This window comes from Brevundimonas sp. AVps5, from assembly GCF_058681515.1.
Window position 1 is genome coordinate 3,022,010 of record NZ_CM178740.1, and the last position, 22,029, is coordinate 3,044,038.

General features: G+C 66.5%; 23 protein-coding genes. 11 read left to right on the top strand and 12 right to left on the bottom strand.

Going from position 1 to position 22,029, the window contains the following annotated elements:
• The first annotated feature begins 54 nt into the window (after positions 1-54).
• The 6 genes from ACW18A_RS15340 (at position 55) to pnp (ending at position 5,499) form a co-directional block, all read left to right on the top strand.
• Positions 55-552 (top strand): hypothetical protein, encoded by a 498-nt coding sequence (locus tag ACW18A_RS15340; RefSeq protein WP_492022571.1) that lies wholly within the window; start codon positions 55-57, stop codon positions 550-552.
• Positions 552-1,238 carry a DUF2459 domain-containing protein gene (locus tag ACW18A_RS15345; RefSeq protein WP_492022572.1) on the top strand — a complete coding sequence of 229 codons (687 nt, stop codon included), beginning with the start codon at positions 552-554 and terminating at the stop codon, positions 1,236-1,238. Before ACW18A_RS15340 ends, ACW18A_RS15345 begins: the two co-directional genes overlap by 1 nt.
• Positions 1,239-1,299: 61 nt before the next feature.
• Positions 1,300-1,758, top strand: a complete 459-nt coding sequence (rbfA, locus tag ACW18A_RS15350) for a 30S ribosome-binding factor RbfA (protein ID WP_492022573.1) — start codon at positions 1,300-1,302, stop codon at positions 1,756-1,758.
• A 43-nt stretch (positions 1,759-1,801) separates the two neighbouring features.
• The gene (truB, locus tag ACW18A_RS15355) at positions 1,802-2,731 is read left to right on the top strand and encodes a tRNA pseudouridine(55) synthase TruB (protein WP_492022574.1); all 930 of its coding nucleotides are present in this window, start codon (positions 1,802-1,804) and stop codon (positions 2,729-2,731) included.
• A 15-nt stretch (positions 2,732-2,746) separates the two neighbouring features.
• On the top strand, positions 2,747-3,016 hold the full coding sequence (gene rpsO, locus ACW18A_RS15360; RefSeq protein WP_492022575.1) for a 30S ribosomal protein S15: 270 nt from the start codon (positions 2,747-2,749) through the stop codon (positions 3,014-3,016).
• A 245-nt stretch (positions 3,017-3,261) separates the two neighbouring features.
• The gene (pnp, locus tag ACW18A_RS15365; protein ID WP_492022576.1) at positions 3,262-5,499 is read left to right on the top strand and encodes a polyribonucleotide nucleotidyltransferase; all 2,238 of its coding nucleotides are present in this window, start codon (positions 3,262-3,264) and stop codon (positions 5,497-5,499) included.
• A gap of 65 nt (positions 5,500-5,564) precedes the next feature.
• Here the strand turns inward: pnp and ACW18A_RS15370 are convergent, their stop codons facing one another.
• Complete coding sequence (locus ACW18A_RS15370) at positions 5,565-6,005, bottom strand: hypothetical protein (RefSeq protein WP_492022577.1); 441 nt, start codon at positions 6,003-6,005, stop codon at positions 5,565-5,567.
• Between the two features lie 242 nt (positions 6,006-6,247).
• Positions 6,248-6,982, bottom strand: a complete 735-nt coding sequence (rph, locus tag ACW18A_RS15375; protein ID WP_492022578.1) for a ribonuclease PH — start codon at positions 6,980-6,982, stop codon at positions 6,248-6,250.
• A gap of 132 nt (positions 6,983-7,114) precedes the next feature.
• Here rph and hrcA point away from each other — a divergent pair, with 132 nt between their 5' ends.
• Positions 7,115-8,179 (top strand): heat-inducible transcriptional repressor HrcA, encoded by a 1,065-nt coding sequence (gene hrcA, locus ACW18A_RS15380; protein ID WP_492024410.1) that lies wholly within the window; start codon positions 7,115-7,117, stop codon positions 8,177-8,179.
• A complete protein-coding gene (gene grpE, locus ACW18A_RS15385; protein WP_492022579.1) occupies positions 8,176-8,805 on the top strand; it encodes a nucleotide exchange factor GrpE in 630 nt (209 codons plus the stop codon). The genes hrcA and grpE overlap by 4 nt, the downstream gene beginning before the upstream one ends.
• Before the next feature lie 30 nt (positions 8,806-8,835).
• Here the strand turns inward: grpE and ACW18A_RS15390 are convergent, their stop codons facing one another.
• The 3 genes from ACW18A_RS15390 to ACW18A_RS15400 all read right to left on the bottom strand — a co-directional run bounded on the left by ACW18A_RS15390 (position 8,836) and on the right by ACW18A_RS15400 (position 10,841).
• Entirely contained in the window at positions 8,836-9,735 is a 900-nt protein-coding gene (locus ACW18A_RS15390; protein WP_492022580.1) for a dienelactone hydrolase family protein, read from the bottom strand.
• 75 nt (positions 9,736-9,810) lie between these two features.
• Positions 9,811-10,416, bottom strand: a complete 606-nt coding sequence (locus ACW18A_RS15395; RefSeq protein WP_492022581.1) for an alpha-ketoglutarate-dependent dioxygenase AlkB family protein — start codon at positions 10,414-10,416, stop codon at positions 9,811-9,813.
• 11 nt (positions 10,417-10,427) lie between these two features.
• Complete coding sequence (locus ACW18A_RS15400) at positions 10,428-10,841, bottom strand: hypothetical protein (protein ID WP_492022582.1); 414 nt, start codon at positions 10,839-10,841, stop codon at positions 10,428-10,430.
• 321 nt (positions 10,842-11,162) lie between these two features.
• Between ACW18A_RS15400 and dnaK the strand changes: the two genes are divergently transcribed.
• From dnaK to dapB, 3 genes are all read left to right on the top strand, one after another.
• On the top strand, positions 11,163-13,067 hold the full coding sequence (gene dnaK, locus ACW18A_RS15405; RefSeq protein ID WP_492022583.1) for a molecular chaperone DnaK: 1,905 nt from the start codon (positions 11,163-11,165) through the stop codon (positions 13,065-13,067).
• Between the two features lie 162 nt (positions 13,068-13,229).
• Entirely contained in the window at positions 13,230-14,435 is a 1,206-nt protein-coding gene (gene dnaJ / locus ACW18A_RS15410) for a molecular chaperone DnaJ (RefSeq protein ID WP_492022584.1), read from the top strand.
• Between the two features lie 22 nt (positions 14,436-14,457).
• The gene (gene dapB / locus ACW18A_RS15415; RefSeq protein ID WP_492022585.1) at positions 14,458-15,207 is read left to right on the top strand and encodes a 4-hydroxy-tetrahydrodipicolinate reductase; all 750 of its coding nucleotides are present in this window, start codon (positions 14,458-14,460) and stop codon (positions 15,205-15,207) included.
• 274 nt (positions 15,208-15,481) lie between these two features.
• Here dapB and trmB read toward each other — a convergent pair whose 3' ends face one another.
• The 7 genes from trmB to ACW18A_RS15450 all read right to left on the bottom strand — a co-directional run bounded on the left by trmB (position 15,482) and on the right by ACW18A_RS15450 (position 21,955).
• Complete coding sequence (gene trmB / locus ACW18A_RS15420; RefSeq protein ID WP_492022587.1) at positions 15,482-16,204, bottom strand: tRNA (guanosine(46)-N7)-methyltransferase TrmB; 723 nt, start codon at positions 16,202-16,204, stop codon at positions 15,482-15,484.
• Between the two features lie 83 nt (positions 16,205-16,287).
• Positions 16,288-17,487: a methionine adenosyltransferase gene (gene metK / locus ACW18A_RS15425; protein WP_492022588.1), complete on the bottom strand. Its 1,200-nt coding sequence runs from the start codon at positions 17,485-17,487 to the stop codon at positions 16,288-16,290.
• A 97-nt stretch (positions 17,488-17,584) separates the two neighbouring features.
• Positions 17,585-18,352, bottom strand: coding sequence for a carbonic anhydrase (locus ACW18A_RS15430; RefSeq protein ID WP_492022589.1), 768 nt, complete (start codon positions 18,350-18,352; stop codon positions 17,585-17,587).
• Between the two features lie 351 nt (positions 18,353-18,703).
• Positions 18,704-19,282: a lysophospholipid acyltransferase family protein gene (locus tag ACW18A_RS15435; RefSeq protein WP_492022590.1), complete on the bottom strand. Its 579-nt coding sequence runs from the start codon at positions 19,280-19,282 to the stop codon at positions 18,704-18,706.
• A 577-nt stretch (positions 19,283-19,859) separates the two neighbouring features.
• Entirely contained in the window at positions 19,860-20,255 is a 396-nt protein-coding gene (locus ACW18A_RS15440; protein ID WP_492022591.1) for a hypothetical protein, read from the bottom strand.
• 12 nt (positions 20,256-20,267) lie between these two features.
• On the bottom strand, positions 20,268-21,506 hold the full coding sequence (locus ACW18A_RS15445; protein WP_492022592.1) for a TadE/TadG family type IV pilus assembly protein: 1,239 nt from the start codon (positions 21,504-21,506) through the stop codon (positions 20,268-20,270).
• 2 nt (positions 21,507-21,508) lie between these two features.
• Complete coding sequence (locus tag ACW18A_RS15450; protein ID WP_492022593.1) at positions 21,509-21,955, bottom strand: response regulator; 447 nt, start codon at positions 21,953-21,955, stop codon at positions 21,509-21,511.
• Positions 21,956-22,029: the final 74 nt, after the last annotated feature.

A 22,029-nucleotide genomic window follows, 5' to 3' on the forward strand; every position in this document is an offset into this window, starting at 1 on the left:
GGGGAGGAGACAGCCGCCTCCCTTCCGCCGCAAGTCGCGGTATGAAGTGACGCCATGCTTCACCGTATGCTCGCCGTCCTGATCTTGCTTGCCCCGGCGACGTCGGCGGCGGCCGACACCCGCTATCTCGCCTTCGACCCGTCCGACCGGGTCACGACAGCCCTGACGCGCGGCGTGACGCTGGAGGTCGAACGCGGCTGGTTCGGCGCCGTCAGCGTCAGGCGCATCATCTCCACCACGGCCAGGGGTTCGGCGACCATCTCGCGGGGCGGCCCGGATGAGGCGCGACGAGTCCTGCCCGAAGGCTCCGGCGAAAACACCGTCTATTCCATCGCCCGGGAAGGCGACGGCCGGGGGCTGGCCCGGGCCCTGTGTCCCGGCGCCGAAGCCACCTTCCTGGTCGTCGGCAGGGTCCGGGCGGGTCGGCCCATGGTCATGCACGGGGCCGGGCGCTGGCCCGACGGCACTTTCCGGCACTGCGTGACCCTGTCCTACAATTACCGGGGCGAGTGGAGCCTGCCGCCCCGGGCCACGGCAGCCGGGACCGACTGATGCGGATCGGGGGGCCGATGCTGCTGGCGGGTCTGCTGGGTCTCGTCGCGGCCCTCTGGACCTGGACCCGCCCGGGCGACCGGATGCCGCTGCAGCCCGCACCGGCCGGCGTCACCGTTCACATTCTCAACAATGGATTCCACACCGACATCGCCGTGCCTCGCGCGGCGCTGGAGGCCGGCGGCGGGCCGCTGGGCGAGGCGTCACGGTCGGTCGGGGCGGGCGACTGGATCCTGATCGGCTGGGGCGATGCGAAATTCTTCGTCGACACCTCTCCGATGGAGTCCAGGATCCCCGACGGCCTGCGCGCCTTCTTCCGGCCAGGCAACGCCTCTGTCGTGATGTTGGACCCGGAGACGGGCGACCCGTCCCGGCGGTTCGCGCCCGACAGCCGCCGCACCCTGATCCTGTCGCCAGCGGCCTTTGCCGGCCTGCGCGGCCGGGTGCAGGATTCCCTGTCGCTGGTGGAGGGCAGACCCCGCCTGTCCACGGCGCGGGACGGCGACGGAGCCCGCTTCTTCGCCAGCCGGGAGCATTTCTGGATCGGCTACCTGTGCAACAGCTGGACGGCGCGGGTGTTGAATGCGGCGGGCCTGCCGATCCGTCCGTTGCGCTCCGTAACCGCCGCCGAGATCATCGCCGCCGTGGATCGCGCCCAATTGGACACCGCCGCCAGACAGGACTAGACCCCGCGCCTTCGCTTTTTCCAGCCGGGTCCGATCCCCGGCGGCGAACAGGACGAACGCCATGAGCAACCGAAAATCCTCCAAGCCCGCCGCCAAGGCCGGAACCGTCAGCCAGCGACAGTTGCGCGCCTCCGAGATGATCCGCCATGCCCTGGTCGAGGTCATGCGCGAGAACGAGATCCGCGACCCGGCCCTCGTCGGGGTGTCGGTGACGGTCACGGAGGTGCGTCTTTCGCCCGACCTGAAACACGCCACCTGTTTCGTCGAGCCTCTGGGCGCGGGCGTCGAGACCTCGGACACGGCCGGTCATATCGACGAGATCATCAAGGCGCTGAACGCCCATGCCAAATTCCTTCGTGGCGCCCTGGGCCGTCACATCGACATGCGCTTCACGCCCGACCTGCGCTTCCGTCACGACGAGAGTTTCGAGGCCGCTGAGCGCCTGAACCGGCTGCTCGACGATCCCCGCGTCCGCGCCGACTCCTTCGTGCCGCCCGTCGAAGATGAGGACGAGGACTGATGGTCCAGCCTCAAGCTGCGCAACGCGCGACAGGCCAGGCGTAATGGGTCGACGCAAGAAGGGCCTCGTCGTCAACGGCTGGGTGTGTCTGGACAAGCCGTTCGAGCTCGGTTCGACCGATGCCGTGTCCAAGGTTCGCCGCCTGTTCGACGCTCAGAAGGCCGGCCATGCGGGGACGCTGGATCCGCTGGCCTCGGGCATTCTCCCGATCGCCCTGGGCGAGGCGACCAAGACCGTGCCCTTCATGATGGAGGCGGAGAAGGTCTATCGCTTCACCATCAACTGGGGCGTCTCGACCGACAGCGTCGACCGCGAGGGCGAGATCATCGCCCGCTCGGACGTGCGTCCGTTGCCGGATGCTGTCCGTGCGGTGCTGCCGACCTTCGTCGGCGAGATTGACCAGACCCCGCCCCGCTTCAGCGCGATCAAGGTCGATGGCCAGCGCGCCTACGATCTCGCGCGCGAGGGCGCGGACTTCGAGCTGGAAAGCCGTCGGGTCACGATCTATTCGGCCGAGGTCACCGATGCGCCCAACCCCGATCATATCGAACTGACGATCCGCACCGGCAAGGGTGTCTATGTCCGCTCGCTGGCCCGCGATCTGGCCGTCATGCTGGGTGCCGAAGGGCATGTCTCGGCCCTGCGACGCGAGCGGGTGGGGCCGTTTTCGACGGAGAACGCCGTCACTCTGGATTTCCTGACCGATCTGGTGCATAGGGACGCCGCCTTGGAAGGCCTGCTGCCCGTTGCGACCGCCCTGGACGACATCCCGGAGCTGGCCGTAACGGATCAGGACGCCTTCTCGCTTCGTCAGGGACGACCGATCGTTCTGCTCCCCCGACAGGTTGAGACGCTCAAGAGCCGCCTTCGGGACGGCTCCCGCACCGTTTCCGCCTTTCAGGGTCAGACCCTCGTCGCTCTCGGTCAGATGCGGGCCGGCCGGCTAGAACCCGACCGCGTTTTTAATCTCTGATTTTGGAGAAACACGATGTCGATTACGCCCGAGCGTAAGAACGAAGTCATCACCGAGAACGCCCGCACCGCAGGCGACACCGGTTCGGCCGAGGTCCAGGTCGCGATCCTTTCGGAACGCATCGCCAACCTCACCGAGCACTTCAAGACGCACAAGAAGGACAACCACTCGCGCCGCGGCCTGCTCAAGATGGTCTCGCAGCGTCGTCGCCTTCTTGACCACCTCGTGAAGGTCGATCGGGAGCGCTACACCGCTCTGATCGCCAAGCTGAACCTGCGCCGCTAGGCGCAGAGACGCGGAACAGTTTCGAGGCGCGGGCCACGTCCGCGCCTCTTTCCGCATCCAGAGACCACCCGCGCGCCGCGGTTTGTATCGGCGCAGACGCGAGGGCTCGATAACGGTCCTCATCTTCCCGGGCGTTTCGCGATGGCGCGGCCGCCCATGGATCGAAGGACTGAACGCCCGACGCATCCAGCCCCACTGATGGGATCCCGCGCGGAATACGCCGCCCGGGCTACGAAAGACGAAACATGTTCGATATCAAACGCAAGACGATCGACTGGGCCGGCCGCCCGCTGACGCTGGAAACGGGCCGTATCGCCCGCCAGGCCGACGGCGCCGTTCTGGCCACCTATGGCGAGACCATCGTCCTGGCCACCGTCGTCTACGGTCGCGCGCCCAAGCCGGGCCTGGATTTCTTCCCGCTGACCGTCAACTACCAGGAAAAAACCTTCGCCGCCGGCAAGATCCCGGGCGGCTATTTCAAGCGTGAAGGCCGTCCGACCGAGAAGGAAACCCTCGTCAGCCGCCTGATCGACCGTCCGATCCGCCCGCTGTTCGTCAAGGGCTTCAAGAACGAGACCCAGGTCGTCATCACCGTGCTGCAGCACGACCTCGAGAACGATCCCGACATCGTCGGCATGGTCGCCACCTCCGCTGCCCTGACCCTGTCGGGCGTGCCCTTCATGGGCCCGATCGGCGCCGCACGCGTCGGCTATATCGACGGCGAGTTCGTGCTGAACCCGACGCTCGACCAACTGCCTGACTCGCAGCTCGACCTCGTCGTCGCCGGCACCAAGGACGCCCTGATGATGGTCGAGTCCGAAGCCAGGGAACTGTCCGAGCAGATCATGCTGGACGCCCTGATGTTCGCTCACCGCGGCATGCAGCCGGTGATTGACGCGATCATCGAGATGGCCGAACACGCCGCCAAGGATCCGTTCGACTTCACCGCCGAGGACCACTCGGACGTCGTCACCCGGATCCAGGCGCTGGTCGGCGAGGACATCAAGGCCGCCTACACCCACCCTGGCAAACATGCTCGCCATGAAGCCGTCGGCGCCGCCAAGAAGAAGGCCTCGGCCGCTCTGGTGAAGACCGACGAGAACCCCGAAGGCGTCGATTCCGCCAAGTTCGGCGTCGCCTTCAAGGAATGCGAAGCCCACGTCCTGCGTCGCGACATCATCGACAACGCCCACCGCGTTGACGGTCGTGCGCTCGACAAGGTCCGCGACATCGTTTCGGAAGTCGGCGTCTTCCCGCGCACCCACGGTTCGGCCCTGTTCACCCGCGGTGAGACCCAGGCCATCGTGGTAGCCACCCTGGGCACCGGTGAGGACGAGCAATACGTCGACTCACTGGCCGGCACCTACAAGGAGAAGTTCCTCCTGCACTACAACTTCCCTCCCTACTCGGTCGGCGAGACCGGTCGTATGGGCGGTGCGGGCCGTCGGGAAATCGGTCACGGCAAGCTGGCCTGGCGGGCGATCCGTCCGATGCTGCCGACCTCGGAAGAGTTCCCCTACACGATCCGCATCGTGTCGGAGATCACCGAGTCCAACGGCTCGTCCTCCATGGCTTCGGTCTGCGGCGCCTCGCTGGCGCTGATGGATGCGGGCGTGCCCCTGAAGAAGCCCGTCTCGGGCATCGCCATGGGCCTGATCCTGGAGCCGTCGGGCGAGTTCGCCATCCTGTCCGACATCCTGGGTGACGAAGATCACCTGGGCGATATGGACTTCAAGGTCGCCGGCACCCGTGACGGCATCACCTCGCTGCAGATGGACATCAAGGTCGCCGGCATCACCGAAGAGATCATGAAGAAGGCGATCGCCCAGGCCTCGGCCGGCCGTCTTCACATCCTCGACGAGATGGACAAGGCCATCGACGGTGCCCGCACCGAGCTCGGCGAGTACGCTCCGAAGATCGAATCCATCAAGGTCCCGGTCGACAAGATCCGCGACATCATCGGCACCGGCGGCAAGATCATCCGCGAGATCGTCGAAAAGACCGGCGCCAAGATCAACATCGACGACGACGGCACGGTGAAGATCGCGGCCTCGGATCAAGAGAAGATCGACGCCGCCAAGAACTGGATCTCGTCGATCGTGTCCGAGCCCGAGCCCGGCATGATCTACTCCGGCAAGGTCGTGAAGGTCGTCGACTTCGGCGCCTTCGTGAACTTCTTCGGCGCCAAGGACGGCCTGGTCCACGTGTCCCAGATCTCGCTGGAACGCGTCGCCAACCCGACTGACGTCCTGTCCGAAGGCCAGGAGGTCAAGGTCAAGTTCCTCGGCTTCGACGATCGCGGCAAAACCAAGCTGTCGATGAAGGTCGTCGATCAGGCCACGGGTGAGGATCTGACGGACAAGATCAACGCCGAACGTGCCGAACGCGGCGAAGCCCCCCTGACCGAAGACACCGGCGGCGGCGGCAAGAAGCGTGAAGGCGGCGGAGGCGATCGCGGTCGCAGCCGTCCGCGTCGCGACTAGGTTTCAGCTCTATCGCTGAAATGAACGAGGCCCTGCTGGAAACAGCGGGGCCTTTTTCTATGGGATCAGGCCCCGCACTCCGCCGGCCTGGCCTCGCCCGGGCCGTACTGGCCGCAGGAGCGGTCGATCTCGTCCTGGATCAGGGCGCAGGCGTTGGCGGGGTTGCAGGGCGGGTGGCTGGCCGGGCTGACCATGGTGCAACGCTCGGCCAACCGGACGGCGGCGGCCTCGCCGATGCTGTCCGTGCAGGTCCGGTCGGCGGTGCCCAGAAGTTCGCCCTCGGGGACTCCGGCCTCTTCCTGAGGCGGCGCATCGTCAGGCATGACCGGCGTCTGTTCGACGGCGGCCTCGGCGGTCGCGGCCTTCTCGGCGGTGGGCGTGGCTTCGGGCGACCCGCAGGCGGCGAGTGACAGGCTGAACGCAAGGGCGAGGGCGGCGGGCACGCGAACCATGGCGACGTCTCCGGGCGATCTGGAAGGCGCGACGATGACGCTGTTCTTCGTCACTGGAAAGTCCGTTCTGTCCCCGAAAACACCCTGACGAAACGGACGAAACGGACGAAACGTTTCAGCCATCGCAATGAAATCAAGAGTTTGTCGTTTCGAGCCTGTCTGGCTACCGGGCGGCGGCTGGAGACGTCGGACGAAACGGCGCTGGATTGTCAAAGACCTCGACCCTCAATCTGAGGACGCGGCAGCCCGTCCGCAAGACGTGGAAAAGAATAAATTCACATCCAGAAGCGGGGCGCTCAGCGCTGGCGGGCCAAGGCCTGGTCCACGGCGGCCTTCTGCAGCTTGAACAGATCGTTGCAGCCGGCCTCGGCGAGTTCGAACAGCCGGTCGAATTCGGGGCGGGAGAAGCCGCGCTTTTCGCCGGTCGCCTGGATCTCGACGATGGTTCCGGTGCCGGTCAGGACGAAGTTGCCGTCGGCCTCGGCATTCGAATCCTCCTCGTAGTCGAGGTCAGCCACGGGCGTATTGTCGAAGATGCCGCACGAGATGGCTGCGACCTGGTCGAGAATCGGATCGGCCTTCAGCACGCCCTCGGCGCGCAGATAGCCGAGCGCCGAAGCCATCGCGACCCAGGCGCCGGTGATCGAGGCGGTACGGGTGCCGCCGTCAGCCTGGATGACGTCGCAGTCGATCAGCACCTGACGCTCGCCGAGAGCCTTCAGATCGACGACGGCGCGCAGTGAGCGGCCGATCAGGCGCTGGATCTCCTGGGTGCGGCCCGACTGCTTGCCGGCCGCGGCTTCACGCTTGCCGCGCGTGTGGGTGGCGCGAGGCAGCATGCCGTATTCGGCCGTGACCCATCCCTGGCCGGTGTTGCGCATCCAGCCGGGCACCTTTTCCTCGATCGAGGCAGTGACCAGGACCTTGGTATGGCCGAACGAGACCAGGCAGGAGCCCTCGGCGTAGCGGTTGACGCCGGTCTCCAGCGTCACGGCGCGGAGCTGGTCGGGGGTGCGTTCGGAAGGGCGCATGGGATGTCCTGAAGGTCGGTATTGCGTTGGCGTATTGAGCCGGGCTGCTTATCCTGAAAGGGTGAGCCTGTATCCCCCCGACATTCCCGCGACGGCGAGGCCGACCGAATGAGGCCGCCGCTCAGCCCCCTGATGGCGCCCCACTACGCCGGGTTGGCCGCGCTGGACCAGCGGGCGCGGGACATCTTCCGCAGCGTGGTCGAGACCTATCTGGAGACCGGGGAGCCGGTCGGGTCGCGGACGGTCTCGAAAGGCGGGGTGCATCTGTCACCCGCCTCGATCCGCAACACGATGCAGGACCTGACCCTGGCCGGGCTGCTGGCCGCGCCCCACACCTCGGCGGGGCGGATCCCGACCCATGCGGGCCTGCGCCTCTTCGTCGACGGACTGCTGGAGATCGGCGACGTCGGGGCCGAGGAGCGGCGCGAGATCGACGCCCGCCTGATCGGGCGCGGGAAAGGCTTCGAGGAGGCGTTGAACGAGGCGACGGCCCTGCTGTCGGGTCTGGCGGGCGGGGCCGGCATCGTCGCCAGCCCGGTGCGCGATGCGGGCGTCAAACATGTGGAGTTTGTCGCCCTCGGCTCCGGACAGGCCCTGGCGGTGCTGGTCGCCGACGACGGCACGGTCGAGAACCGGTTGATGCCATTGGCGGCCGGGGTGACGCCCTCGATCCTGCAGGAGGCGTCGAATTTCCTCTCGGCCCGCATGAAGGGCCGGCTGTTGTCCGAGGCGCGGCTGGAGATGGGGGCCGAGCTGGCCGCCGCGCGCTCGGAGCTGGACGCCGCCGCCGCCCGGCTGGTCGAGGACGGTCTGGCGGCCTGGTCGGGCGGTGCTGACCGGGAGCGATCCCTGATCGTGCGGGGGCGCGCCAATCTGCTGCAGGATGCCGGCGCTGCCGAGGATCTGGAGAAGGTTCGGGTCCTGTTCGATGATCTGGAGCAGAAGGAACAACTGATCGGCCTGCTCGACGGGGTCGATGCGGCGCAAGGCGTGCGCATTTTCATCGGGGCGGAAACGCGACTGTTTTCGCTTTCGGGTTCCGCCGTCGTCGCGGCGCCCTATATGACGGGCGGCCAAAGGGTTCTGGGCGCCATCGGCGTGATAGGACCTGCAAGACTGAACTACGCCCGCATCATCCCGTTGGTGGACTACACCGCCCGGGTATTGGGGCGCATCCTGGACGGACAAGATACGTGACCGATACGACGAACCCCAACGACCTCGAAGCCCAGCTGGATGAGGCCCTGGCGAATGCCGAGGCCGGACTGGACGCAGATTCAGGCGATCTGGGTCCGCTGGACACCATGATCGCCGAGCGTGACGAGTGGAAGGACCGCGCCATGCGGGCCGCGGCCGAGGCCGACAACGTCCGGCGTCGCACCGAGACCCAGATGAACGACGCAAGGGCCTTCGCCATCCAGCGTTTCGCCAGGGACCTGCTGGGGGTGGCCGACAATCTGGAGCGCGCCCTGATGGCGGCGCCCAAGAACGCCGACGCGGGCGAAGCCGGCCTGGTGACCGGTCTGGAACTGACCCAGAAATCGCTGCTGCAGGCGTTCGAGACCAATGGGCTGAAGCGTGTCGCGCCGGGTCCGGGCGAGGCCTTCGATCCGCACCTGCACCAGGCCATGATGGAACAGCCCTCGGCAGAGGTTCCGGGCGGGAGCGTCCTGCAGACCATGCAGGCCGGCTACGAACTGTTCGGCCGCACCGTTCGCCCGGCCATGGTCGTGGTGGCGGCCAAGGGATCGGGACCGCAAGGGTCCAACCCCTATGGTTCGGCGCCGGACGCGAACGGCGGGACGTTCGACGGCAAGGCCTAGTCCCAATCCTCCCCCGATGGGGGAGGATTCTTATTTCAGCTTCGCCTCAAACAGGGCCAGCAGCCGGGCCCAGCCGTCGGCGGCTTCGGTCGCGCGGTAGCTCGCGCGGAAATCGGCGTGGAAGCCGTGCGGGGCGTCGGGATAGAGTTCTATGCCGCTTTCTGTCGCGCCGGCGACGGTCAGGGCCGCCTGCATGGCGACGACGCTGTCGTTGGGGATGCCCTGGTCCTGGCCGCCATAGTTGCCGATGACCACGCCCTTGAGGTCGCCGGCCAGATCGACCGGCCAGGGACGGCCCGCTTCCGCCTGTTCAGGCGTGGCGGTGGGACTGGGCCGGAGGCGGCCGTACCAGGCGACGCCGGCATCAATGGCGGCGAACCGGGCCGCGGCCTGCCACACGACCTTGCCGCCCCAGCAGAAGCCGGTGATGCCGACCTTGTCGGTGTTGGCCCACAACTGGCCCGAGGCCCATTCCAGGGTGGCGCTGATGTCGCCCATGACCTGTTCGTAGCCAGCGGCCGCGACGATGGCCTGGATACGCTGCATGTCGGCGAGCGGGGCGGGGTCCTCGACGCGGACGAAGAAGGCCGGGGCGATGGCGGCGTAGCCGGCCTTGGCCAGGCGGCGGCAGACGTCCTGGATATAGGCGTGCAGGCCGAAGATCTCGGAGACCACGATGACGACCGGGAAAGGACCGTCGCCGGCGGGGCGGGCCAGATAGGCCGGCAGGTCGAAGCCATCGGCGGAGGGGTAGGAGACCATGTCGGTCGCCAGACCCTCGCTGTCCGTCGTGATCGGCCGGGCCTCCTGGGCCAGGGCGGCGACGGCGTAGCCGGTGAACATGGCTCCGGCCGTCAGCCCGCCCAAGGCGCGGCGCGAGAAGCGGAAATCGTCGGCGGTCTGGCCTTCGGGGCGGATCAGGACGGTCATGGGCGTTTCCTTCTCGATTTTCGGCGCGGACTTTGACCAGCCCGGGCGGTTCCGTCGAGTCACCGCCCCGTGACCTTACGCCGCTCGACGCAGGGTCAGGTTGATACGCCCGCCGCCGGGGATCAGCCGCGACGATCCGGCCAGAAGCCGGTCGATGCCGTGCCGGGCCAGCCGTGCCGGGCCGGACAGGGCGCAGACGTCGCCGGAAACCAGTCTCAACGACCGCGTGGGCCCCTTGCCCGCCGGGCCTATCCGGAAGACGGCGGTGTCGCCGAGCGAGACCGACAGGACGGGCGCGCTGAGGTCGGCCTCATCCCTGTCCTGATGCAGGCCCATGCGGGCGTCCTCGCGGTAGAGGTTGACCAGACAGGCGTCGGGCGGCTCGATCCAGCCGGTCAGATCCGCCCACAGGCCCTGCAGGACCGTCGGGATCGGCGGCCATGGCAGGCCGGTCCCGGGGTGGGTCGACTGATAGCGATAGCCCGAACGGTCCGAGACCCAGCCGAGAGGCCCCAGGTTGCTCATCTGCACCGAGAACGGCTTTCCGCCCGGCGTCACCGGCCGATAGAGGGGCGCGATGTCGAGGGCCGCCTCGATCTCGGCCAGCATGGCGGCCTGGGCGGGTTCATCCAGCCCGCCGGGCCAGTAGCGAAAACCGGGGAGGTCGGGGAAGGGCTCCATCGCCCTCATCCCTACCGCGTGAAATAGTAGTCCGCGACCTGGCAGGCGTTGACACCGCTGCGTTGCAGGCTCTGGCCGTTGTCGAACTCGGCACGCAGGGAGTAGCGGCAGGCACCGGAACCGTCGTCGATGGTCACCACCACGCTCTCGCCCGGCGACAGAGTGCCGGAACCCAGCAGGTCGTCGCCCCAGTCCCCGCCCGACGAGGCGTAGAGATAGGTCATCGACCAGCCGGTCTGGTTATGGATGCGGACATCGCGATTGTAGGCGTCGTTCGACTGGCGAAGGAGGACCCTCATGGGGGCCGGAGCCACGCGCTTCGACGTCGATTGCGCCTCCGCCTGCGTTCCCGTCAGGCCGAACAGGGTCAGACCCAGGGCCAGAACCGGAGCGAAGAGACGGGGCCTGCGAGGCGGGGAGCGCATATCGGGGTCCTGGACGGGCGGGCCCGTGACCCGCAATCAGCCACCAGAGTGCCCGAGCAGAGGCTTCAACGCACCTGATGACCCCTGACTCCGTCTGATTTGGACCGGAGAGGGCATCAAGCCCTTGCGGGGCATGGCGACTTTCCCATATCCCGACCAGCCCGAGAGACCCCGCGATCCGTGGGGTTACACGGTATTTGAACCCAATCTGCCGTGTGAGCGCCCTCAGCGATCACGGTGCAAACAAAACGGGGGCGGTCACGCGCGGCGCTTTCTGATAAGGCCGCCGCATCGCCCGCCAGACGGAGAAAAGACAGGCTCATGGCCAAGATTATCGGTATCGACCTCGGCACCACCAATTCCTGCGTGGCCGTCATGGACGGCAAGAACCCCAAGGTTATCGAGAACGCCGAGGGCAACCGCACCACCCCGTCGGTGGTCGCGATCCAGGACGGCGGCGAGACCCTGGTGGGTCAGCCTGCGCGTCGCCAGGCGGTGACCAACCCCGCCAACACCTTCTTCGCCATCAAGCGCCTGATCGGCCGCAACTTCGACGACCCCGTCGTGGCGAAGGACAAGGCCATGGTGCCTTATGAGATCGTCAAGGGTCCGACCGGCGACGCCTGGGTGCGCGCCAACGGCAAGGACTACTCGCCGCAGCAGATCTCGGCCTTCACCCTGATCAAGATGAAGGAGGCTGCCGAGGCCTATCTGGGCGAAAAGGTCACCCAGGCCGTCATCACGGTTCCCGCCTATTTCAACGACTCGCAGCGCCAGGCGACCAAGGACGCCGGCAAGATCGCGGGCCTTGAGGTCCTGCGCATCATCAACGAGCCAACCGCGGCGGCCCTGGCCTACGGGCTGGACAAGAACGACGGCCAGAAGATCGCGGTCTATGACCTCGGCGGCGGCACCTTCGACGTCTCGATCCTGGAGATCGGCGACGGCGTGTTCGAGGTGAAGTCGACCAACGGCGACACCTTCCTGGGCGGCGAGGACTTTGACGTCCGTCTGGCCGACTACCTGGCCGATGAATTCAAGAAAGAGCAGGGCGTCGACCTGCGCCAGGACAAGCTGGCCCTGCAGCGCCTGCGTGAAGAGGCCGAAAAGGCCAAGAAGGAATTGAGCTCGGTGACCCAGTACGAGGTCAACCTGCCGTTCATCACAATGAACGCCTCGGGCCCGCTGCACCTGAACATCAAGCTCAGCCGCGCCAAGCTGGAAGCCCTGGTCGACGACCTGATCCAGCGCACCATCGAGCCCTGCGCCAAGGCGCTGAAGGATGCGGGCCTCAAGGCCTCGGACATCGACGAAGTGGTTCTGGTCGGCGGCATGACCCGCATGCCCAAGGTGCAGGAGGCCGTGAAGGCCTTCTTCGGCAAGGAGCCGCACAAGGGCGTGAACCCCGATGAGGTCGTGGCCCTGGGTGCCGCCGTTCAGGCCGGTGTTCTGCAAGGCGACGTCAAGGACGTGCTGCTGCTGGACGTGACACCGCTGACCCTGGGCATCGAGACCCTGGGCGGCGTCTTCACCCCGCTGATCGAACGCAATACGACCATCCCGACCAAGAAGAGCCAGGTCTTCTCCACCGCCGATGACAACCAGTCGGCCGTGACCATCCGCGTCTTCCAGGGCGAACGTCCGATGGCCCAGGACAACAAGATGCTGGGTCAGTTCGACCTGATGGGCATTCCGCCCTCGCCGCGTGGCATGCCGCAGATCGAGGTGGCCTTCGACATCGACGCCAACGGCATCGTCAACGTCTCGGCCAAGGACAAGGCGACCAACAAGGAACAGTCGATCCGGATCCAGGCGAACGGCGGCCTGTCGGACGCCGACATCGAGAAGATGGTCAAGGAAGCCGAGGTCAACGCCGCCGCCGACAAGATCCGCAAGGACCTGGTCGAGGCCCAGAACGCCGCAGACAGCCTGATCAATTCGACCGAGAAGGCCCTGGCCGAACACGGCGACAAGGTCGGCGCGGACGAGAAGTCGGCGATCGAGACCGGCCTGGCCGAGCTGAAGACGGCTCGCGACGGCACGGATCCGGAAGACATCCGGACCAAAACCAACACCCTGGTCCAGGCCTCGATGAAGCTGGGCGAGGCGATGTACGCCCAAAGCGCCGGTCAGTCCGCTGACGAAGCGCCCGCCGACGACGGCGTGGTCGACGCAGAGTTCGAGGAAGTCCCGGGCGAAGACGACGACCAGAAGAAGAGCGCCTAAACGTCTTGGTCCTCCCCTGTGACCCAGGGGAGGACCGTGGCTTTCATGAAACTTGCATCATGCCGCCTGGCACCCATGTCCTTCATGGGTGGCCATCCCGCTTGCGCCTTGGAAAAAGAGACGTGATCGGAATGTTCGGGGTTGGCTTAGGGACGTCTGCGCATGGCGCGTGATTATTACGAGGTGCTGTCGGTCGAGCGGACCATCGACGCCGCCGGCCTGAAGTCCGCCTATCGCAAGCTGGCGATGGAGCACCATCCGGACCGCAATGGCGGCTCGGAAGAGTCGATGGTGAAATTCAAGGAAATCTCCGAGGCCTATACCGTCCTGTCGGACGACCAGAAGCGCGCCGCCTATGACCGGTTCGGCCATGCGGGCGTGAACGGCGGCGGGGGCGGCGGCCAGCAGGGCTTCCACGACGTCAACGACATCTTCTCACAGGTCTTCGGCGACGCCTTCGGTGACGTCTTCGGCGGCGGCGGACGGCGTCAGTCGAACGGCCCGCGTCGCGGTTCGGACCTGCGCTACGATCTCGAGATCACCCTGGAGCAGGCCTATCAGGGTGCCGAGGTCGAGATCGCTGTGCCGACCACGGCGACGTGCGAGACCTGCGAAGGTTCCGGCGCGAAGAACGGCGCGAAACCGACCACCTGCACCACCTGCCAGGGTGCCGGGCGCGTGCGTCAGGCCAACGGCTTCTTCCAGGTCGAACGAACCTGCCCGTCCTGCGGTGGTCAGGGCCAGCGTCTGTCCCAGGCGGACACCTGCACGACCTGTCACGGCCACGGTCAGGTGCGGAAGAATCGCAAGCTCAGCCTGAAGGTGCCGGCCGGCGTCGATGACGGCTCACGCATCCGCCTGTCGGGCGAGGGCGACGCCGGAACGCGCGGCGGTCCGCGCGGCGACCTCTATGTGTTCCTGTCGGTGACCCCGCACGATCTGTTCGAGCGCGACAATCTGGATCTGCTCTGCACTGTGCCGGTGCAGATGACGGTCGCGGCCCTGGGCGGCGAGATCGAGGCGCCCTGTCTGGTGTCCGCCGCCTGCGACGGCGAGTGCAAGGCCCCGGTTTCGGTGCCCGCCGGGGCCCAGACCGGCAAGACCATCCGGATTCGCGGCAAGGGCATGCCCCACCTGAACGGCCGCCAGCGCGGCGATCTGGTGGTCGAACTGTTCGTCGAGACCCCGACCGACCTGACGGCGCGCCAGAAGGAGCTGATGCAGGAGCTGGCCGCCTCCTTCGGTGCGAGCCAGAACCCGCGGAACTCCTCCTTCGCCGGCAAGGCCAAGCGGTTCTGGGCGGATATCCTGGGCTCTGAAGACACTTCCGAGGCTGGGGCCAAGGCCTCACGCGAGAACGCGCAATGATGTTAGCCGGGGGGCTTCAGGCTTGAGCGAACTGTTTCATGTCGGGATTTCCGGCGCGCGCGGCCGGATGGGCCGCGCGGTGTCCCAGGCGCTCGATGCCCGCGAAGACGTCATGGTCGCCGTCCGCTTCGACTGGGGCGAAACGCCGGACCTGAGCCTTTGCGACGTGGTCATCGACTTCTCGACGGCGGAGGCTTCTGTCGCCCTGGCCCGGATCTGCGCCGAGCGCGGCGGTCCGGCCCTGGTCATCGGCTCGACGGGCTTCACGCCCGGGCAGGAAGCGATCTTGCAGGCGGCGGCGGAAAAGGTCGCCGTCGTGCGCAGCGGCAATTTCTCCCTCGGCGTCAACGTCCTGATCGGTCTGGTCGAGCATGCGGCCCTGCGCCTGGATGCTCGCGACTGGGACATCGAGATCACCGAGGCCCACCACAGGAAGAAGATCGACGCCCCGTCGGGCACCGCCCTGATGCTGGGCGAGGCCGCCGCATCGGGTCGCGGACATGATCTGGAAGAGCTGCGCAGCGCCCCCTACGACGGCATCTCCGAAGAGCGGAAGACCGGAACGATCGGTTTTTCTTCGGTTCGCGCGGGCGGTATCGTGGGCGAGCACACGGTGCTGTTCGCCTCGGACGCGGAGGTCCTGACCCTCAGCCATTCGGCCATCGACCGGTCCCTGTTTGCCAAGGGTGCCGTCGCCGCCGCGGCCTGGGTGCGGACGCGGAGGCCGGGGCTTTACGACATGCAGGATGTGCTGGGCTTCCGGCAGGCCTGAGCCGATCAGCGGAGGTCAGGCTAGAGCCTGATCGGCTGAGGAGGACTCGCTTCGCGATTCCTCTGATGCCGTGAATCAGGCTCCAGATTGAAGCTAGAGCATGATTCACGCTTCATGCCGGACCCGCGAAGCGGGTCCACCAGAAACGATCATGCTCGAGGCGTTGCGACCAAGTCCAAATTGATCAAAAAAGTCGCCAGGTCGCGACCAAAGAGACCAACAACGCCAAGAGCCCCGACACAGGTAAATCCGGGGTCAGACGACCGGCGATCGATCAGGGTCGTACGAACTCCAGGAAGATCGGATCGGTATCGCCGAGCCGTTTCTCCTCGTAGCGGGTCACGACGTGGTCTTCCGGCGCGACTTTCCAGTCGGAGGTCTCGTCGGCCAGCCAGACCAGGCCCGGCGTGGCCAGGAACCGCTCCAGCGCCCAGCCGGCATAGTCCTTCCAGTCGGTGACGAACCGCAGCCGACCGCCCGGCCTGAGTTTTCGCGCCAGTTCGGCGGCCAGGGCCGGCTGGATCAGGCGGCGCTTGTTGTGGCGTGCCTTGTGCCAGGGGTCGGGGAACAGGATCATGATCCGGTCCAGAGACCCGTCCGGCAGGGCCTGGACCACCGCGCGGGCGTCGTCGGCATGCAGGCGAACGTTCTTCAGTCCGCCCTCCTCGATGTGACGCAGGGCCGAGGCCACGCCGTTGATGAAGGGTTCGCAGCCGATCATCAGGGCGGCCGGGTGACGCGCCGCCTGGGCCGCCAGATGCTCGCCGCCGCCGAACCCGATCTCCAGCCAGACCTCGGAGGCCTCCGGCATCAGGGCCGCGACGTCGATCGGTCCGGCCGCAGGATCGGGCAGGCGGATGGAGGGCATCAGGGTCTCGAACAGGGCCGCCTGTAGCGGTTTGATCGCTCGCGACTTGATCCGGCCGAACGAGCGTAGCGGTCCCGTCGCACGAGGATGCAGGGGATCGCCAGGGGTCTTGGGTCGAGAAGCGGGCATGGCCGGGCCTATAACGCAAAATCGCCGGCCGCGCCTCTCGGCACGGTCGGCGACGGCCGGATCAATTGATCAGGCGATTGGGATCAGGCCAGGGCCTTGAGCTGGTCGATCAGGTCGGTCTTTTCCCAGCTGAAGCCGCCGTCCGAGTCCGGCGTGCGGCCGAAATGACCGTAGGCGGAGGTGCGGGCGTAGATCGGCTTGTTCAGGCCCAGGTGCTCGCGAATCGCGCGCGGTGTGGCACCGCCGATCAGGCCCAGGATCTTGTCTTCCAGAACCGCCTCGGTGATCGAACCCTTGCCGGTGCCGTGCAGGTCGACGTGGATCGACTGCGGCTTGGCCACGCCGATGGCGTAGGAGAGCTGGATGGTGCAACGGTCGGCCAGACCCGCCGCCACGACGTTCTTGGCCAGGTAGCGGCAGGCGTAGGCGGCCGAACGGTCGACCTTGGTCGGGTCCTTGCCGGAGAAGGCGCCGCCGCCGTGCGGGGCCGCGCCGCCGTAGGTGTCGACGATGATCTTGCGGCCGGTCACGCCCGCGTCGCCGTCCGGCCCGCCGATCTCGAAGATGCCGGTCGGGTTGATGTGCCAGACGGTGTTCTCGTCGGTGAAGCCTTCCGGCAGCACTTCGAGGATATGGGGTTTGACGATGTCGGCCACCTGTTCCGACGACAGGCCGGCGGCGTGCTGGGTCGACAGGACGATCGAGGTGGCACGGACGGGCTTGCCGTCCACGTACTGGATGGTGACCTGCGACTTGGCGTCGGGCTCGAGGCGGGTGTCGCCGCCGTGGCGGACCTCGGCCAGGCGCTTCAGGATGTTGTGGCTGTACTGCAGGGTGGCCGGCATCAGCTCCGGGGTCTCGTTCGAGGCGTAGCCGAACATGATGCCCTGGTCGCCCGCCCCTTCATCCTTCTCGCCGGCGGCGTCGACCCCGACGGCGATGTCGGCCGACTGGCCGTGCAGGCGGTTGATGAATTCGAACCTGTCCCAGTGGAAGCCGGCCTGCTCATAGCCGATGTCCTTGACCGCGGCGCGCACGGCGGCCTCGATCTCGTCCTGGACGCCCGGAGCCCATTCGCCGGCCGTGTCCATGATGCCGTTGCCGCGAATCTCGCCGGCCAGCACCACCAGGTTCGTCGTCGTCAGGGTCTCGCACGCCACGCGGGCATAGGGGTCCTTGGACAGGAACAGGTCCACGACGGTGTCCGAGATCCGGTCGGCGACCTTGTCGGGGTGGCCCTCGGAAACGCTTTCAGACGTGAAGAGGAAGGAAGAACGGGACAAAGGGAGACGCTCCAGACAGCCGCAGGGACGGTTTTCAGCGAAGACATATAAAGATATGTTTATATGATCAAGAGACGGCGGTCGTGGGCCCCTGCCTCTAGTTCCCCGACCGCAGCAGGAATCGCCGGTTGAGGGGCTGAACGGGCCGGGCATTGCCGGGGTGGAGCCGGGCAAAGGCCGCGATCTGGGCCTCGGAGACGGTGATCGGCCGGGCCAGCACGGCCCAGGCCACGGTCTCGCTGCACGGCGGGGTGGTCAGGGAGCCGGCATAGCGGAAAAACTCGCGGCCCTCGGGCAGGAGGGCGGTCAGGTCCAGGGTCGGCCGCTCCGCGCTCTCGTCGGTTCCCGCGGCTGCCAGTACGGTCTGAACGACCGGATTGGCCTCGCCCGGTTCGGCGAAGACCCCGACCACGGCCAGTGTTCCGTCGGCGGCGGCATGGACGAAATGGATTTCCAGCGGATAACGGTGGCCGTTCAGCAGATGCTCGCTGGGCTGATGCACATGGAATTGCAGCAGCTGGTAGCCGCGACCGCCCATGGTCAGGTTGGAGCCGGGCGCAGCCTCGGCCTGGATCGCATGGCCGGTGTCGAACACCCGGCCGGGCAGGGCCCGCCACTGGATGTCCAGCGGCCCGAGGTCGGCCGGGACCGCGCCGGACAGATCGATCGGGCTTTCCTGCTGGCCTGTCGCACAGGCGGCGTTGGCGGGATCCAGCCGACCCCAGTAGTCCGGTCCGTTCGGGCCGCTGTAGGCCCAGCCGGGCCCATGCGACGCGTCTGCCGCCCCGTGTTCGTCGGCATGGTCCTGGGCGAGCGCCGGCCCGGACAGGGCGAGCGTCATCGCCAGAACAGTGTGAAACCGCATGATCGAGCCCCTGATTCGTACGGCGATGGTACAGGCGCGGGGCGATCCCGGGGAGGGGAAAGGTGGTGCCGCCCAGGGCACCCGAACGCCTGACCCCCGCAAGACGAATTCCGGTCAAACCGAAGGGCCAACCCCAAGGTCGGCATGGGTTCGGAGCGCCAGCTGGGGCTTTGAAATATGGCCGACCCAATCCCTTCCCGGTCCGGGAGAAGCGGGTGGTCTCGACCTTCCCGGGTCAAGGGGCCTTCCGGTGGGAGCACCCGGAATTCCGACCTGCGCCAGACCTGCGCCAGACCTGCGAACGACGGGCGTCGGGTTGTGCCGTTTAAATCTGGTTCTGAAAGCCTGACGCTATGACGTCTCGCGCAGGATGCTCGAGGCGCGTTCCGGATGTTTGCCGACGGCCGTCCTGTAGAAGATCGCCGCCCCCTTCATGTCGGCCTCATAGTCGCCGCCGGGGAACAGGGTGGGTCCGACCGTGATCTGTCTGCGAGGGTAGTCGATGGAAACGAAGACGATGGGGACTTCAGCAGCCACAGCGATGTTGTAGAAACCGGTCTTCCATCGATCGCTCGAAGCACGAGAGCCCTCAGGTGCGATCGTCAGGATGAACCGATCTCGGCGTTCAAACTCGGCCACCATCGTGCGGACGATGTCCCGCGCCTGGGATCGGTCAACCGGGACGCCGCCGAGGTCGCGCAAGGCTCCGCCCAGGGGCCATCGGAACAGGGACGCCTTGCCGAGGAACTTCAGGTCCAGATCAAGCGCCCTTGCAGCGCCCAGATAATAGATGAAATCCCAGTTGCTGGTGTGCGGGGCACCAACGAGAACAAATTTCAGCATCTCGGGCCGCCGCCCCTCAACGCTCCAGCCCTGAAGCCTGAACAGCAGGCCGAGGGTCATTTTCATTGCGTCGGCGAGGAAAGCCATGCCGCAGTCTCAGTCCATTCGGCGACGATGCACAAGTGCCGTCGGGCTGGGTGGGGATCGGCGTCCAAAGCGGAACCCCCTCTCTGTGCAGGTAACTGACTGACGGGAATGGATACAGTTCTGCGGCCGGGAGGCCCTGGCGTGCCGGTTTCACCCAGGCCGCTGCCAGAATAGCCATTCAAATCATATACGGGGTCAAAACGGCGAGGGATCCGTTTTGGACGCCGATCCACACCTCTGTCCTAGGGGAAGGATGGTGCCGCTTAGGTGACTCGAACACCTGACCCCCGCACTACGAAATCTCTAGTCAAGCCGACCGGCTAAACCTGGTGCTGGCGTGGTTTTGGAGGGCTGCCGGCGGCTTCGAAAGTCGGCCGACCCACCCCCTTCCCAGTCTGGATGGAGGGGGTGATTCCAACCCCCCTGAGCTGCGGCGCCTTCCGGTGGGCGCGTCCATAAATCCGACCTGCGCTATACCTGCAAACGCGATCGAAGGCGGGGCTTCCAGGTGGCGTATCGGCGGGGTGTAAGGCAACCATCATGATGGTGGCCGCCAGGATCCGGTCTCAAGGCCGGGTCAGCCGCGCCGGTCGCCCTGTCGCCTATCCGCTTGCCGCGCGCCGCCATTCGCCATCATCAGTTCCAGCCGGATTTCGACCAGTCGCTGTTCGATGCAGCCGAGAATGAAGGACAGGAGCGAAAAGGCCACAACGGCGACGGCGGCGAAGATATTGGCCCAGGCCATGTCCTCCATGATCAGGCCGACGGCGACCATCAGACCGGCCAGCGTTGCGGAAATCCCGGCCGCGCTTAATGCGATGGTCTGAACGAGCGACCTGCGAGGCGCCGCCTTGTTGACGCGGTTGCCTTCACGACGGCGGTCCTTGCCGCGTCGTTCTGTGCTGGCCCGTCGATCCGTATCGGCCGCCGGGCCGTCGTTTGCGGCCTCAATTCCGGAAGCTTCCAATGACATTCTGGCCTCGCTCTAATGAATCAGTTGTGAGCCGTTGGCGCGGGGGCCGACCCCGTCCGGTACCGGCACAGTGCTGGACGAATAGTTTGCGTTGATGACGAGGGACGGGGACCCGTTCAACTGGAGCCTCCGTGCGACGATCACCGTCCAGGCACTGTCCCGCGCGACATCGGCAGACCCGTCGACAATCAATTTGGCGTCGGGCACATAGATCACGCCCAGGAGCGTTTCCACCCGATCGCTGGTGATGGTGAAGTCCTGGGTGTTGTCCCGCGTCGCCACCATGACCATGCCGGCGTATGCGCCGGTGTTGCGGCCATCCAGGTTGACCTCGGCGTGATCTCTGAAGTCGAACTTCGACTGCTTGTCGAAAAACAGAACGACATTCACCCCGCCAAGGCGGGCGTCGTCCTTGATCGTCAGGTGTCCGCCCATGAACCAGTGCTCACCCGGCTCCAGGATGAGTTGGGAATCGCCAGCCATGCTGTAACCGCCGCAATGGACGCCGGGCCGGAGCCGGATCACGCCAGAGGTGGCGTCTGTCCTCGTCCTTGTTTTGGGACAAGGCCGTGGCTCGTCGAGCGCCAAACCGACGAGGGGATCGGCGATCAGCGCGGCGCCGGTGCCGGGGACGGGGCTGATCGATCCTCGCGCGGAGGTGACGGCCTGAACGATGGAGGCTTCAATCCGGCCGCCATCGACCAGAATATCCCGGTTGGAATGCACCATGCAGGCTGGCGCCCGGATACGCCCCGTGTCCCTGATGTTCAGAACCCTGTCCCGGGTCTCGCCGGTCACGAGCACGCAAAGCGGCGTGACGCCGACCGCGACGGCCTGGGCTTGCGCACCGAAGTTCCAGCCCCCGGGCGGCAACATGTTGGCGAAGAACGAGGGTGAATGACCCTTAAGCTCGACCTCGACGATGCGGCGTCCCTGCTGTTCCAGAACCGCTACACGGGGGACGACAGTCGGTGCCTCGCGCCACTCATCGATGTTGGACTGGACAAATGTCAGGGCGCGCGAGGTGGCCGCCTCGTCGCTGATCGCCAACCCGAGTTCAGCAGCGCCAGCCAGGGCTGCGGCGTCGGCGATGTCCTGAAGCCGACCCCGCGCGGCCTGGACGCTCATCAGGTCGATGGCTCCAGCGGTGATCATGAGCAGGGCGGGCGCACCCAGGGCGAAGATCACCATGATCTGGCCGCGGTCGTCACGGCAGAAGCGGCGCAACAGTCGCGAGACCAGGCCCATCATGCTCAGGCGGCCTCGGCTCTGGTGAAGTCGGTCCGAAGCGCCGCCTCGGCCCGCGCAGCCCGCAATGTGAAGCGGATCTGGTAAGACAGCAGCCGCCAGTTCAGCGGTTTGGTGACGAAGGCAGTGGCTCCGGCGCGGTAGGCCCGATCGATGGCGTGGACGTCCTCGCGACCGGTCTCCACGATGATCGGCAGATGGGCTGTCGCCGGGTCGGCGCGCAGCCGCTCCAGCAGCTCGTAGCCATCCATGACCGGCATTTCGAGGTCGACCAGGATCAGGTCGTATTGCCGTAGCCCCAGGACATCGAGTGCGGCTTGACCGTCGGGTGCTACGTCGACCGTGGCCGTGGCCGTGGCCAGATTGACCTGGGCGAACTCGCGCAGGATCGGATCGTCGTCGACGAAGAGGATGCGAACGTCGTCTTCAACGACATAGAAGAAACCGGACATGCGAGGCCTCCCCCCCGGGCCTTCTGGCTTTGCCAACCCCCGCCTTGGTCAGCACCTTAAGGGTCAGGTCATTA